Genomic DNA, 15789 nt, shown 5'->3' with positions numbered 1-15789 from the left:
GATGTCTATTAGACATCTCCAGAAATGAACTATGCATTGTCTACTACCTTTGTAGAGACTTCGTATTTCGCGTCTCTACATTGTTTTTCAAAGATGTCTATTAGACATCTCCAGAAATGAACTATGCATTGTCTACTACCTTTGTAGAGACTTCGTATTTCGCGTCTCTACATTGTTTTTCAAAGATGTCTATTAGACATCTCCAGAAATGAACTATGCGTTGCCCAAACCCCAAGAGACGTAAGCTAGCTACGTCTCTACCTCTTTTATGGAGATGTCTATTACCAATCCTTTGGTTGACACCATTTCTGTAAGAAGATGGGCTAAATTATCAAAAAGAGCGCATTTGGTCTACTGGTGATGGGGTTTGAAGCAGATCGTAGTGGGCACGAAGAGTGCCCAAAATTAAGCGATGAATCGCTGACTACTGTTATTAAACGTTATTAGCACTATTAATCAGTTTTTCTCCTTTGAGCATCCGTGAAGCAGCTTCGAGTAAAGCTTCTTCGAGATAAGGTTTGGTGAAGTAACCACTAGCACCTAATTGTACTGCCATTTGTCGGTGTTTATCTGCACCACGCGAGGTGAGCATAGCAATGGGTAACTGGTTGAGGCTAGAGTCTTTCTGGATGCGAGAAAGCAACTCCAGACCATCGCAACGGGGCATTTCGATGTCGCAAAATACAATATCGCAAGGGAGACCGGAGCGGAGTTTATCCCAAGCTTCCTGACCATCACGCGCCTGTTCTACGCGATAACCGGCTTTATTAAAGGTAAGAGAAAGCAACTCGCGGACTGTAATTGAGTCATCGACAATTAACACTGTCGGGTCAATCTTAGTAAGTGTTTCTGCGGTAGTAGAAGTATTTTTTTCCCAGAGACTGAGACCACTTTGTTTTGCTGTGCGTCCTTGGAAGATGTCAATTATTTCTAGGACATCAGCGATCGGCATAATTCGACCATCACCGAGGACGGTAGCACCAGCGACACCAATCGGTTTTGGTGCCGGTCTTTCAAACTGCTTGATCACAATTTCTTGTTCGCTGAGTACCTGATCTATTTGGAGGGCAATCAAGGTATTTGCCGATCGCACGACAATCACAGAAATCATATCATCGTCGCGATTTCCGCCATAAACGTTACCTCGGCTGAGTAACCGATTGAAAGTTAAAAGTTCTTTCAGCGGTCGGAATGGTAGAATTGTATCGCGCCAAGATATAAATGACTGTCCTTCGGCATTGGTGTGAATATTTTTCGCAGGTATATCTAAAGTATCTTCCACACCATCCATCGGGAAGGCAATTCTCGCTTTGTCGGAAACGCAGCACAAAGCTTTACAAATACTCAAAGTCAGCGGCAAACGAATTGTGAAAGTAGTTCCCAAGCCTTGGGTAGAATCAGTAGTAATTGCACCACGAATTTCGCTGATTGAAGTGCGAACTGCGTCCATACCGACACCACGACCAGATAATTCATCAGCTTGGTCTTTGGTGCTGAAATTCGGTTCAAACAGCAAGTCATACACCTCAATGGGAGACATGCTTTGGGCTTTTTCGGTGCTAATTAAATTTTGAGCGATCGCCTTTGCTTTCACTTGATCTATGTTAATACCTGCACCGTCATCCTTAACAGAAATAATCGTTTGGTTGCCTTGGTGGAAAGCACGGACGGTGATTGTTCCCACAGATAGTTTACCTTGCTGTTGCCGGATTTCTGGGGTTTCAATGCCGTGAGCGATCGCATTATTGAGCATATGATTTAAAGGAGTCTTCAAATGCTCTACAATCATTTTGTCGATGAAAGTGTCTCCACCTTCAATCACAAGTTCCACTTGTCTGCCATACTTGATTGCAGTGTCGCGCACTCCTCGTTGCAAACCATCGGTAGCTTGAGAAAAAGGTTCCATTCGCGCTTTTGTCAGTCCTTCTTGCAATTGAGTAGTTACTTGTCGAAACTGTCGTGCTACCCGATCAGTTTCATCGGTAACAAAGTCAATGTCACTCGCTGACTCTCGCACTCGCACGATCAATTCAATCATTTCTTGAGAAAGCGTGTGGAAGGGAGTAAAGCGATCCATTTCTAGTTCGCTAAATCCTCTGTCGGTATTTGAATCATTGACCAGGGGGAGAGATTCTTTGTGTTTACGACTCGCTAATAAAGAAGCTTCCAGAAGCGATCGCTCGTATAATTCTTGCATCCTCGCTCCCACATCGGAAAGTTGTTGTATCTGATGCAACAAATTATCTAAAGATTGTCGCTGACGTTCTTGATCCTGTTCTAAGGTGTTGCGATTTACTACCAGCTCCCCAACTAAGTTACTCATATCGTCTAGATGCTTCACCGGCACCCGCATTGTTTCTTCAAATCTCGCACCCCGACGTGGAGTACGTTGATTTTTCCCTTTGCTTGATGTTCCCGTTGGTGAATACGATATCGTTTGATCTGCTTCTTTCAATAGTTTCTGTAAATCACCAAATTCATCTGGTAGTTCTGAGGATACAGTCTGATTAGTAACATTATTAACAGTTGGTGTTATCGTTGATGCTTTTTCCTCACCCAGCAACGCTTCTAAGTCAGCAAAATCCATGTCTGATATCTCAATATCAGGAGTAGATGTTAGTTCCTCTTCTAGTAGTGCTTCTAAGTCGGCAAATTCATCTAAAACAGAGACTAAATTTGCCTGATCTGCATCTTCTATGGCTTTAGCTTGTGCTCTGATATACTCTAATGCCACAGATTCATTTTCAATTATCTCAACTTCTGAAGTTGACTCGTTAAAAGCATCTTCCGATTCTGGTATTTCCAATAAATCTTCATCGTCTGCTACTTCCAATACAGCAAGGGAAGTACTTTCTTCAATATCCGTTTCTAGAAATACCTCTTGATGATTTTCTTCCCCAAGTAAATTTTCTTTGACAAATAAATCATTCTCATCACTTTCTACAGCTTTTGGTGTATTTTCTTCAATAGCCGTTTCTAGGATAAAGTCCTGATTTGCCTCTGGCAGTAAATTTTCTTGATAAAATAAATCATTAATTAAATTCAGTTCTGACTCTGTTAAACTTTCATCTGGATAAAAATGTGTTTCTCTGAAGTTTAAAGCAGCTTCTAAGCGATTATTTACCTCCGGAACAACTTCTATATCTGCTTCTAACTGTGGTAATTGAGAAGTTTCTGCCAAACCGATATCTACTGAAATTTCTCTAGCAAATAAATCTTCTGATTCTACTAAATAACTTTCTGTGGTGTCAATTTTTGGTGTATCTTCTATATTTAGCGAATTATAATAATCAAAAGGAGTATCTAATAAATTAGTTTCCTCTTCAAATGATTTAACAGAAGCGTCAGATGTAGTAAATTCGGGAACGATATCCACAGCTTCGGGAAGCATCGCCGCCGATAAGTTTTCTGGCTGCAAGGGGGTGGTATGCTGTTGGGGGAGGTTGTGAATATCTTGGGAAGATTGGCGATCGCTAAACAGTTCAATCTCTGACTCGTTTGATGTGAATTGAGCAAATAAATCATCACCCACATCCGAGGCAAATATCAAATCTTCCTGTGGTAAAGTGATATCTTCATCTTCGGTATCAACATTTTCTTCTGACCCTTGCTCACTACTACCAAAAATATCACCTGAAGCAGCAGCGGCAAATAAACTTGCTTCTAACGCTTTTACTGCATACTGCTCAATTTCCGGATTAAATTCCTGTTTTTGTTCTTCTTCGGTTTTCTGACTCCAAAAGTCGTTTAAATCCTCTTCTGATTGATAACTTTCTGCGGTTGTTGGTAAGTTTAAAAAATCAAATAAATCAGCTATTTCTGATTTATTATCTGGTATTCTCTCTTTTTCCCCAGTTAAAAGACTATCTAAATCAAAGCTTTCTTTTTGGCTTTGACTATTTTTTTCTAGCTGATTAATTTGAGGAATTTCCTTTACCAAATTTCCATTCGCTGTTTCTACAAAAGAGTGTTCAAAATTATGATCTTGCTCAGGGAATAGTTCTTCTCCGCTATCAAGGTCATTCCCGGAGGAAGTTTTTCCTGAGGTAAAAGTTGCATTTATATTCTCAGCTTCTGGTTGAGTGACTTCTCCCAGGTCAAATAATTCATTTTCATTGAGTTTTAATGCCAATAAATCCTCTACTACATCTTCCTCTTCTGGTTGAGTTACTTTTCCTAGGTCAAATAATTCATTTTCATTGAGTTTTAATGCCAATAAATCCTCTACTACATCTTCATCTTCCGATGATTCATTATTCAAGGCAATGCGATCTGAACTATATGCTACTTCTGGCAAAATTTCGTGACTAATAGAATTATCACTTAACTCAAGGTTTGTAATACCTGTTTCTGGAAATGGGGATATTTGTTCTGAGAAGTTATCGTCAAATAGCTGTAAAAGAGTTAAATCTTCGGTTGCAGTAGTATTTGTTTGGTAATTATTGCTGCTAGGTTCTTTTTCAAAAGAAAGTAAATCGGCAAAATCGTTATCAACATCCTCAGTGTCGTTGCTGATATTAATTTTCAATTCATCATGTGAGGTATCATCTAAAATTTCTACTTTTTGCCAAGTTTCATCCAAATCAGGAGTTTCACCTTCAAAAAAGTCCGCAAGAGCATTTAACTCAGCTATTCCTACCTCTGGTCCATTCAAATCAATGCTTGTATTATTCAGCAGTTTGTCGTCTTGACTATTGTTGCGATCGCTTGAAAATATATCCGCAAAATTATCTTGGTCTAGGTTCGCAGATGCGGATAACTCAGTTAACCTATTGATAGTGTCTTGACTATCAAAGTTTAATGGTGTTGATAAATCACTTAAACTGCTTATACTGTCTTGTGGCTGAAACTCGAAATGTAAATTGACAGCATCATCAGCAAAATCATTTTCTGTCTGTGCGGCTATATCAACATTATTAGTGCTGAGAGTGCTAGCTGATCTGAAATTTTTATCTATCGATGGTTCAGAAATAAAATTATCACTTATTTCTAATAAGTCAATTTCTAAGACACCCAAAAGTGCTTTTATTTGCTGACTTATGGCAATTTCGCTATCTCTGTTTTGTGTAGCTAATTCTAAAGCTTGTTTAATTTCAGTAATAACAGGTTTAGCTAAAGTTAGAAAGCTGTTTTCGGGATTAGCGATCGCACTTCCAGCGTCACTACACAAACCACACCAATTCGCAAAATTCAACAACTCACCGAATCTCGCTAACTCATAACAGCAATCTTGCAGTTTTTGTCGAGTTTCTAGTGTTGGTGATTGCTTGAATAATTGCAACATTTCCCGTAGTTTTTGCACCACCAGAGCCTGAAACTCACCCACAGTTATAGTTTCTGGTATTGCATGTAATTTAGATATTTCCGGCAACGTAAATTTCTTACTTGGTGCAGTTATTTCTGTATTACTTGTTGCTTGATTACTACTTTGTTGTACAAGCATTTCCAAATGCTCGTATAACCATTGAAAGACCGGCTCCGCTTCTGACATCAAAGTGTTAGAAGCATCTTCTGTTAAACCAAAAGATCCAGTCAAATGTTCTAATAGCGCTTTCAAAGTATCAGAAACACCAAGAAACAAAGATTCTAACTTTTGGTCAATTTTAACCGGATGCTCTTTGATAATTTTGAAACAGTCCTCCAAGCGATGAGATGTGTGCTGAATGCTACTCAGACCAAGCATTGCTGCTCCTCCTTTTATAGAGTGAGCTGCCCGAAAAACTTCGTTAATCATTTCCGGGTCGTTCAGGGTACTCTGGAGATTTAACAACCCCTGCTCAATCGTATTCAGGTGGTCTCTTGCTTCTTCAATAAAGTAACCTAAAATGCGCTGTTGTTGTTCCGGCAGCATAATTTTTTAGTCAATAATCAAGAGTCAATAGTTAATGGTCAATAGTTAATAGTCAATATTTCGACTTTGAACTATTGACAAATTACCTTGTTTCCAGGGTTTCCACTCGGAAACGTTCAACAGAGGAGATTAAGTCACGGGATACACCTACTAAGTGTTGTAGAGCACCAGAAACTCGCTGTGCTTCTTGGGAGGTTTCTTGGGCTGTGAGTTCCACAGACTGCATTACCTGAGCCACAGCGCGAGAGGTTTCCGTTTGTTCTACAGTGTCAGTAGTGATAGAACGCACAAGAATATCAATGCGATTTGCGACTTGAATGATATTTTCAAGCGATCGCTTGGCTTCTTCTGCTAATTTTGTACCTTGAATAACCTGTTGTGTGCCTTCTTCCATTGCCGTCATTACAGAACTAGTTTCGCTCTGAATTTGCCGGACAATTTCTTCAATTTCTTTTAAAGATTTAGCCGACCTATCTGCAAGCTGACGCACTTCATCAGCAACGATCGCAAATCCTCTTCCGGCTTCTCCAGCTCGTGCTGCCTCAATACTAGCATTCAGCGCTAACAGATTGGTTCTAGAAGCAATTTGCGAAATCAACGCTACAATTTTAGAAATTTCTTGGGAAGATTCCGCCAACCGCTTGACTTTTCTGGTAGTTTCTGCTACGGTTTCACGAATTTCCAAAATCCCCGCCACAGTGTTTTCTACCGCTTCCCCACCTTTAAGCGCAAAAGCGCTAGCTTCACGAGTGACAGTTTCAGCTTCTCGCGCTGCTTCCGCTACCCGCTGAATCGAATCTGTCATCACCTGCACGGAATTTAAAGTCACTGCCAACTCCTCAGCTTGTCGCAAAGCATCACTAGATAATGCTCTAGCAAAAGTTTCGGAATTGGTGGCTCCTTTTGTCACTTCCCGCGCTGCCACTTTCACCTGTTGGACGATATCCCGCAAATTTTGAATTGTTAAGTTAAAAGCGTCCGCAACTGCTCCCAAAACATCAGCTGTCACCTCAGCTTGCACTGTCAAATCTCCCCTGGCAGCTCCTTCCACATCGTCCAACAGCCGAATCACTTGGCGTTGGAGATTTTCTTTTGCTTCTTCTTGTTCATCAGCTTTGCGTTGAGCTTCATTTGTGGTACTGAAAATTACCCTCGCCATTTCGTTGAAGCTAGCGGCTAACTGCCCCAATTGATCTTCAGAATACACCGTGGCTTGGGCGTTGAGATTTCCTTGACGCACCGCATCAAACTGAGTTTGTAGATCCTTAGTTGTGCGGCTAATTTGTTTGAGTGTGAGATTTCCCATAAAGCTAGCTGTACCAAAACTAGCAATCCCGGCAGCTAGAGCCATTACCCAGCCTGTATTTCGCACTCCTTCGCGTTGTTGCGGGGCAGACAAATTAGCTGCGCCGAAACTAACTACAGCGACAACTACAGCCGAAACAATACCCACAGTCCCAGCAATGATCCATTGTTTTTGTTCCAGGAGAGCATTTTCTAATGGTGCTAATAAGCCTTGCTCGACATTAACAACAGGTTCTACTTTTGAGACATCTGTTTGGGTAAAGACGGGGACTGCTTCTTGGGAACCAGTCATGGTGAAGAGTTCCGAATCGCGATCGCGTAGCGTCTCCGAATGGCGATCGCTATTTTCCGCAGTTGGGGGAACTTGCGAAGCTTTTTTGCGTACTTTACTACTGATTTCCAATGAAGCAGAAGGTACTGAGACTTCGCCGAAACTAGAACTTCCTGCTGTAATGTCAAAACCAGGAATGTTTCCTAAATCGTCAAAGGCATCAAAGTCGTCTAAAAACTCAATGTTATTGCTTTTGGAAGTATTTCGACTAATTATACTGTTTGTATCTTCCTCATCTGTTAAAGTATCTGAACCAAAAGCAGACTCAAAAGCCTCAAAGTCAAAACTATCGTCATCATCTAATCCGTTTTGTTTTTTAGAAGTTGAGTCTAAATCCTCAGACTTTTCCTTCAAAGCAAAATTACCATTTAATGATGAATTGTTAAAATTATTTTCTTGACTGCTGTATCCCAAATTATTTGTTGGTTTTGATTGATTTTTGCTGGATACTTCGCTCAAAAATAAAGTTTCATCTTCAACATTATTTAGTTGATACTTAAATTCTTCACTAATTAATCCTTGGGTATTTTCAACAATCAAAAAATCAGCAGGTTTTTCTAAGCTATTGCCTGTTGATGATACATCTTCAAAAGGCGAACCGCTATTGTTATGGCTCTCAATTAAAGAATTATCTTCCGGAGAATTTGCACCACCTCCTAGCTCTTTACTAGCTTTTGAGATATCTTCTGGCGAGAAAGCTGGCAAATCTAACTTTGATTGTTCCTCCAAATTACTTGAATCTAATTTTGATTCTGCATTCAAAGCAAAAGGATTATTGCCAATAGGATCTGAAAATTCTAGTGACGTACCAAATACGGTACTGTCTTCGGGCATTTCAAATGGGCTACTAAAAGATAGTTCTTCAATCACCTCCACAGCTTGCGGATGCTCACTATCAGAGATGAAATCAAAGTTATTATTTTCATTGCCTGCGCCCATCCTAGCCTCAGACTCCCTAGAATTTATCCGCTCATTATTTACCTCGACAATTTGTTCTTCTTGCTGATATTGATTGACGTTCTCAAGACCATTACGAGCAAAACTAATAATTTCTTGATCGTCACTCAACTCCAAAACTTTTTGGTATTCTGACGATGCCACATCGTATTGTTGCAAAACATAGTAAACGTGACCCCGCAATAAATGGCAGTTAGCGTCATCGGGTAAATTTTGTACCACAGAGTCAACTAAAGTGGCGGCAACTTCATAGTTTTGTTGCGCGTATGCCGTACAAGCTTGTTTATAAATTTCTAAGTATTCGTCTATATTTGCTTCCATTTCCTGCCTCCCAATTTCATCCTGCCCACCGCGCACTCCGCAAAATAGCTATTTGATCTAGCAGTCGCAGACACTGATTTTTTTGAGCATCTAATAACCACTCTCCCCGCAAAAAGGGAGCCATCGCATCTGGCACGTTATTTGGTGCGATTAGATGCTGGATATCAAGCCAGTCCATGCCACCAATTTGTTCTACTGCTAAACCGACTATTGTGTCTTGCTCTTCTATAGCAATCACCGGAATTTCTGCTTTGTCGGTATTTAACGGAGTTACTTGTCCTAAAAATTGACCCAAATCAGCCACCCAAATTACTCGACCTCGTAAATTTAGAGTACCCAAAAGTAAACCAGAAGCATTAGGAATTGGAGTAATTCTATCAGGACTTAGTTCAATTACCTCGCGGATGCCTGTGGCTGGGAGTGCAAACTCTTGATGCGAGGGAATGTAAAACCGTAAATGTAATTCACCTTCAGGACTTTCTACTTGAAATTCAGGACGGAAGTGGTCTTGACCGCTGCCTCCTAAAAAGTCCGGTAACTTAACCATGTTTTTTCCATCCTTATCCTCGTAGCAGTTGTTTGACTGTTCCTACCAACTCGGTTGGCTGAAACGGTTTAGCTATGTAGGCATCGGCGCCTTGTTTCATACCCCAGTAGCGATCGAATTCTTCACCTTTGGAAGAACACATGACTACAGGCACATTTTGGGTTTTTGGATCTGACTTTAGCCGACGACAAACTTCATAGCCATTCATCCTGGGCATGACAATATCTAATACCACTAGATCAGGAGCTGTGGTTTGAATTGCTTCTAACGCTTCTAATCCGTCACTTGCGTGGGTGACTGTTAAGCCACTCGCTTTTAGGAGGTCTGTAATCATCTCCCTTTGTGCCACACTGTCTTCCACAATCAGAACTGTACTCATAAATGCCTAATTTACCTCCTGATGTAGACGTTTCCCTATCTGGAGCATTCCCTGACTTCTCCGGAAGCATTTAGTGTATAAATTTATTCTATTTTTCACTAATTTACTAGATAATATCGTTTTAATCGGGCATTGGTAATTGGTAATTGGTAATTGGTAATTGTTCTTTCTCCCCATCCCCCCATCCCCCCCATCTCCCCCATCCCCCCAGTCCCTAGTCCCCATTGCCCAGTCTTGCTGATTCTGTGATATTATCTCTGACTCGATCTGGGATTGAATCAACAAGTCTGACGTCTCGGTTGTGTCGCCAAACAAGACTATAGTTGAGATATTTTTCTACAAGCATTAGCAATTCAGTGTCTGTAAATGGTTTTGTTAAATAATCACATGCCCCAACCATCCTTGCTCTAACGCGATCGATAAATGCATTTTTACTACTTAGCATGATAATCGGCACGAGCCGAAATGCTGTTGAATGTCGCAGCATTCCACAAATTTCGTAACCATCCAACTCTGGCATGGTTATATCGCATAAAATTAGATTTGGCTTGATTTGAAAAACACAGGCGATCGCTTCTAGGGGATTGGTGAAGGCGATCGCTTCATAACCAAGTGGTTTCAAAATAGACTCTACACTCTCACAAATCGTAGCCGTGTCGTCAATACAAACTATGCGTGCCTTTTGTAATAACTCTTGTTTCCTCTGTTGTATTTCTGTCACCTTAGATGTATTTGAATATACTAAATGCACGCAACCTTGTTGCACGTATGGATATATTGCTTTCGCAACTGTCAAAACGTCTCGATTTAGATACCGAGCCAATTGACGCAAAGATGTTTTACCATCAACCCACTGTTGTAACTTATTCACCGTAGAGGATGGCAGTGAGGAGCGTAGTTCAGTTATATCAGCAAGCACCGGAAATTGATCGGGAGATTGAATATGCGGATAAAACAACTTCCACTCTTGCATCTGCTTCATAATTTTGGTGACAAGGGGAGCAATCTCTAAGGTAGTTAATTGCGGGGCAAATGCCGAACCCAAATCGAAAATGAAGCTACCTTGATGTAAACTCAGCAAGTCAAACAAAGTTTCATGCACTAAGCCGTGGATAATAGTTTGTGCTACTTTTGGTTGAATAATATTCCGCTCTAAAAGCGTCCAAAGATAGTTGTACTCTGGAGCATTTAGTGTTTCTAGGTAGGCAAGTTGCACTTTGTCAAGTCGTGTCTGGACTCGGTAATGACGCAAGTAATCGGCAATTCTTGTCAAACTGCTGTCGCTATCTTGGCAATAGATAATTTTCCCATTGAGAAAAAATAGGTACCAAGACTGTTGTTTAAACTCAGACCAAGAACCCTGTCTGATTACTTCGTCTACACTAAGTTGGTTGCTATTGTGACAGCTACGGGCTTCTACAAATAATTGCCCTGTTCGCTGCCCCAACGAAATCAATTGAAGAATACTACGAATATCAATTTCATTTAAATTTCCGTACATTTAGCTAAAAGCCGCTCCAAGTCATTTTATTTATATTCAATGTTAATTTTGCCCTTTTTTTAAAACATCCTCTAACTTCAAACCTTAACTTTGTTTAATATACTTTTACAATGCTAGTGATAACACGGTAGTCATCACAACTGCTACCAGTACAAAATGTAAAGACGCGATAAGTTGATTTTATAAATATCAAGACGAAATCTCGCGTCTATAAATAGTTTTGTTTGTCTTATTTTCCTACATAGGTGAAGTAAGACAAATTTACGCAATTATTTAAGTTCTAGCCCAATATAGGGCGTTAAGTACATCAAAAGGAATAGCGGTGTGCTGTATTTAGCAGAAGTACAAAAACAAAAAGGCGGCTTACTCGGTGGTGGTTCTAAAACAGAACTGAAATTGATGGCTTGTCAACGGACAGACCAAAATTGGAGTAATGTTTCAGAAGAAGTGATTGCATCTGAAGACGCCAGCAAATTAAATGACGGTGCACTAGTACTGGTTGAATTGAATCCTCAGCGTCAAGTGCAGAGAATTCAAGAAGCAGGGCGTCCGCTAGTTAATATTTTGCAGAATTTTTCTCGTCAAGTAGAAAAATTTAAGCTCAAAGAAGAAGAAATTGACCAGTGGAAAGAGTCACTGACATTTCAGGCACAAGAGTTAAATCGCCGGGAAATGGAAATAGAAGCCCGTGCAGAACAACTGCAACAAATGGATGATGATTTTCAACGTCTGGAAGCCGAAAAGCAAGAAGTTGATACATTAAAACAGGAAATAGAACGGTTGCGAGAAGAATTTGAGCGCAATCGGCAAGAATTAGAAGGTGCTTGGGAGCATTTGCGCGGTGAGCAACGTCGCTTGGAGGAACATGAAGCCGAATTCCAGAAAGGGAATGTTTTGGATGAGGAGCAAAGCCGGGTGTTGAGCGAGTTGCTCGATCGCCTAACAAGTCAAGTTGATCCAAACGTAACAGTGCGAGAGCATCTTAATTTTGCCTTAGAAATGGTGGAAAGCCAGCAAGCTACTCTTAATCCACACTGGCAACAATTAGAATCTCTCAAAACTGCCGCTACTCAACAGCAAGCAGAAATTGACCAGCTAGAGCAAACAAAGTGCGATTGCCAAATTGAATGGCAACAAGCCGAAAATGCAGTCTTGCAGCAAACAGCAGAGTTGAAAATAAATACAACATCTCTGACCACCAAACTTGAATGCGCTCGAATGCTTCATGTGCAATTACAACACCAAGAAGATTTACACGAGCAAATTCAATTTTTGGTGGCTATTTCTGGCGATGTAGTTGTTGGCGAGCAAGTTAATGTCGAAGCTTTAAAGAAAATGCCCCTACAAGAACTGCAACTTTTAGTGCAGGACTTGCACGAAAAGTTGCAAATTGACTCTAGCTTTGTCCACGAGCAAGAAGTAGAACTGAAATTAAAACAAGACATTATCGACGAACTGCAAAATAAGTTAAATCAAGCATCTGACAATGACCAAATCAATTTAGAAATGGAATTGGCAGATGAAAAAGACTTATACCAAATGTTGAATGAAACATTGGTGGGACAACGGCGCAGTTTATTACATCGGCACGAGTCTTTTAAACAACACCAAGCGGTATTACATCGCCAACAAGGACATTCATCTACTAATGATGATGAGTACAAAATAGATTTAGTACCAATTTTGCAGCAACTTGAGGCGCAACAACAACAACAGTCGGAGGAACTACAAAACTTAGAACGTGAGATTCAAGAGATACGTTCTCAAATTGAACTAACCGAGAAAACGTTAAACAATCAAATTCAAGAGCAAGAGCAGAAGCGCCAAGAACTAAAAGTGCTGGAAGAAAACTTGCAGTTGTTGCGAATAGCTACTGCTGAATACTGGGCGAAAGTTAATGTTTATCAAGAAACGCTACAACCAACTCAGGATTCTCTCGACGGTTTACGCCACAAGCTGCAAGGCATAGCTGAATCTTTGGCTACAGTAGAGGAAACTGGTAATTATCAACTTCAGACTATTACCCAGATGCGTCAAACTATTTTAAGTTTGATTCAACCACAATTGTTAGCGCGGTAGAGACGGGGACAGCGGAACGTCTTTACAGACATACCATTTTTTACCACTAATTCCTTAACACCAACTGTATTAACTCATAACTCATCACTTCTAACTCCTAACTATTTCAAGTCGATCCAATCGTTTTCTACTTTGGCGATCGCACCCCCAGGAAATGGATCGGTTTGCGATCGGTTTGGTGCTGTAATTAAAGCTGTTAGTTTTTCGATTTGCTCAAAACTAGGGGCACATGGAAGTATTTGTTGTAAACAGTAACGCATGACCCGACGCTGCAACGCCAATGGTGCTTTCTGCAAAATGCGACGATTTAGCTTTAAAAAGAAAGGAGGAGACAATAATAATTCTTTACTTACCTCCCCCACTTCCCCGCTCTCCCACTCCTCCACTCCCCCTCTCATCGCCTCACAGCGCAAGCGATCGGCTGCTTGTTCTAAATATTCCACTTCGGCTTGCAGAAGTTCGGCGGTTTGAGCTAGAGCTGATTCAACTTGGGGGTTGAAATTTTCTTGCAAATATGGTATTAACTCTCGGCGAATGCGGTTACGGGTGTACTTCAAATCTTCATTTGTCGAATCTTCCCAAATTGGTAGTTGAAAGTCTTGACAAAAATCTCCCGTTTGGGCGCGAGTGACTTCTAAAAGTGGACGCACTAACAGAATGTTATCGGTTAATAAGCGTTGCCAAGTTAAAGCTTGCAAACCATCAGCACCAGTACCACGCATTAAGTTGTAAAGAAGAGTTTCAGCGCGATCGCTCTTTGTGTGACCTGTAACGATATAGTTGTAATTATGTTCAAGTGCGATCGCTTTCATTGCTTGATACCGCCAATTTCGTGCAGCAGCTTCACTATTTAAAGCTTCGTTAGCGGTTTCTAAATAAAAAGATATTTCCCAACTTTCGGCTAAATTTTTTACATGCTGTGCATTAGCTTGCGAGTCAGCACGCCAGCGATGATCGCAGTGAGCGATACCTAAATGCCATCCCCATTTTGGTTGTAAATCTAACAGTAATTTGATTAAACACAGAGAATCTTGCCCACCGGAAACCGCAACTAATAGACGTTGATTGCGTTCAAATAGATGACGCGATCGGATGGTGCGATGTATTTTTGCATGGAGAGGAGTCCAAAAAGAGCGGCTCATTGTTGATTAATACCCGACGATTAAAATCGCGGCTACACAAACGAAGTCCGCCTAGCCTGCGGCAACGGCAAAGCCGAACGCGGACTAAACTAACCATATAAAAAAACGCATTTAGCCCACGCAGGTGGGCTTTGTTCGTATAGCCCCAGACTTCCAGTCTGAGGGCATTATGACTGCACTTCGTTGTTAAAAATTTCCCCTCTCATAAGAAAGGGGAAAAACAATAATATTCTTAAAAAAACCAACCGTAAGAATGCAAACCTTTGCCCAAAAGATTCACACCCAGATAACAAATCCAAACAATAACAAAGCCAATAGCAGCTAAAATTGCGGGACGGCGCCCTTGCCAACCACGAGTAATTCTAGAGTGAAGATATGCCGCAAACACTAACCAAGTAATTAGTGCCCAAGTTTCTTTCGGGTCCCAACTCCAGTAAGTACCCCAAGCTTCATTTGCCCAAACTCCACCAGCAATGATGCCAATTGTGAGTAGGGGAAATCCTAACCCAATGATGCGATAACTGATATTATCTAAGGTTTCGGCAAGGCTGAGGCGTTGGGGTGTAAGGGTTTGTTCCGAATTTTGGATTGGTGTTGCCACTACTGTATCCAAAACTGCTGTTTTGCCATTGCCGTTGCTATTACGCTCATTACGAGTAAAGCCATTATTCTCCGCAGCGGGTGTTGGTTGTTCAGAAATGAGTTCACCAGCTTTACGCAAGCGGTAGCCGTTGCTGCGATAACCACCAGTACCGACAGAACTACCTTGTAGTTGAATATTTTCACCGCGAGTAACGAAAAGAAAGGCGATCGCTAACAGCGAACCTACCATCAAAGCGGCATAACTAAACATCATCACACTAACGTGCATCATCAACCAATTAGACTTCAGTGCAGGCACTAAAGGTTCTGACAATCGCATTCCTGATGGTAATGTTAAGGTAGCAAAAGCGCTGATGCACATCGCCACAGGGGAAGTAAAAACCCCCACCAATCGGCTGCGGCTAGTGTTTTCCGCAATTAAATGGACGGTGGTAATTCCCCAAGTTAAGAAAAATAACGATTCATAAAGATTGCTCAGAGGAAAATAACCCGCTTCGATCCATCGCGCTCCTAGTAGCGTGGCTATACACAAATTAGCGATCGCCATACCAGATGTCCCCAAAGCGGGAGCTGCGGACAGATTCGGAAAAGCTGCCCCAACCCAATAAACCAGCATTGTGAGAAATAAAACGGCAAAGGAGGCATTGTCCAGCCAATTCTGGAGTACAACCAGATTCATACAGTGTTCTCCCCAGTGGATTCAAAGAAAAAATGGATTCTGACTTTATTGATCCTATCTGTTTCTGGGGAATATGGGGACAAGGGGAGAGGGG

Annotated in this window: 8 protein-coding genes; 1 reads left to right on the top strand and 7 read right to left on the bottom strand. The window is 41.1% G+C overall.

The window, feature by feature from the left end:
• Positions 1-433 precede the first annotated feature (433 nt).
• From OGM63_RS06090 to OGM63_RS06070, 5 genes are all read right to left on the bottom strand, one after another.
• Positions 434-5851, bottom strand: coding sequence for a hybrid sensor histidine kinase/response regulator (locus OGM63_RS06090; protein WP_263744608.1), 5418 nt, complete (start codon positions 5849-5851; stop codon positions 434-436).
• An 82-nt stretch (positions 5852-5933) separates the two neighbouring features.
• A complete protein-coding gene (locus OGM63_RS06085) occupies positions 5934-8765 on the bottom strand; it encodes a methyl-accepting chemotaxis protein (protein ID WP_263744607.1) in 2832 nt (943 codons plus the stop codon).
• Positions 8766-8781: 16 nt separating this feature from the next.
• Positions 8782-9312, bottom strand: coding sequence for a chemotaxis protein CheW (locus OGM63_RS06080; RefSeq protein WP_263744606.1), 531 nt, complete (start codon positions 9310-9312; stop codon positions 8782-8784).
• Between the two features lie 13 nt (positions 9313-9325).
• Positions 9326-9691, bottom strand: coding sequence for a response regulator transcription factor (locus OGM63_RS06075; protein WP_029637981.1), 366 nt, complete (start codon positions 9689-9691; stop codon positions 9326-9328).
• Between the two features lie 214 nt (positions 9692-9905).
• Positions 9906-11192: a response regulator gene (locus OGM63_RS06070; protein WP_263744604.1), complete on the bottom strand. Its 1287-nt coding sequence runs from the start codon at positions 11190-11192 to the stop codon at positions 9906-9908.
• A 324-nt stretch (positions 11193-11516) separates the two neighbouring features.
• Here OGM63_RS06070 and hmpF point away from each other — a divergent pair, with 324 nt between their 5' ends.
• The gene (gene hmpF / locus OGM63_RS06065; protein ID WP_263744603.1) at positions 11517-13271 is read left to right on the top strand and encodes a pilus motility taxis protein HmpF; all 1755 of its coding nucleotides are present in this window, start codon (positions 11517-11519) and stop codon (positions 13269-13271) included.
• A 101-nt stretch (positions 13272-13372) separates the two neighbouring features.
• Here the strand turns inward: hmpF and tilS are convergent, their stop codons facing one another.
• Together tilS and ccsB are read right to left on the bottom strand one after the other, a co-directional pair.
• Positions 13373-14413: a tRNA lysidine(34) synthetase TilS gene (tilS, locus tag OGM63_RS06060; protein ID WP_263744602.1), complete on the bottom strand. Its 1041-nt coding sequence runs from the start codon at positions 14411-14413 to the stop codon at positions 13373-13375.
• Between the two features lie 232 nt (positions 14414-14645).
• Positions 14646-15695, bottom strand: coding sequence for a c-type cytochrome biogenesis protein CcsB (ccsB, locus tag OGM63_RS06055; RefSeq protein WP_263744601.1), 1050 nt, complete (start codon positions 15693-15695; stop codon positions 14646-14648).
• Between the last annotated feature and the right edge of the window lie 94 nt (positions 15696-15789).

It is taken from the genome of Plectonema radiosum NIES-515 (genome assembly GCF_025753815.1).
GTDB lineage: Bacteria > Cyanobacteriota > Cyanobacteriia > Cyanobacteriales > Nostocaceae > Hassallia > Hassallia radiosum_A.
The sequence above is the reverse complement of the archived record's forward strand: the minus strand, read 5'-3'. Positions and strand labels throughout refer to the sequence as shown.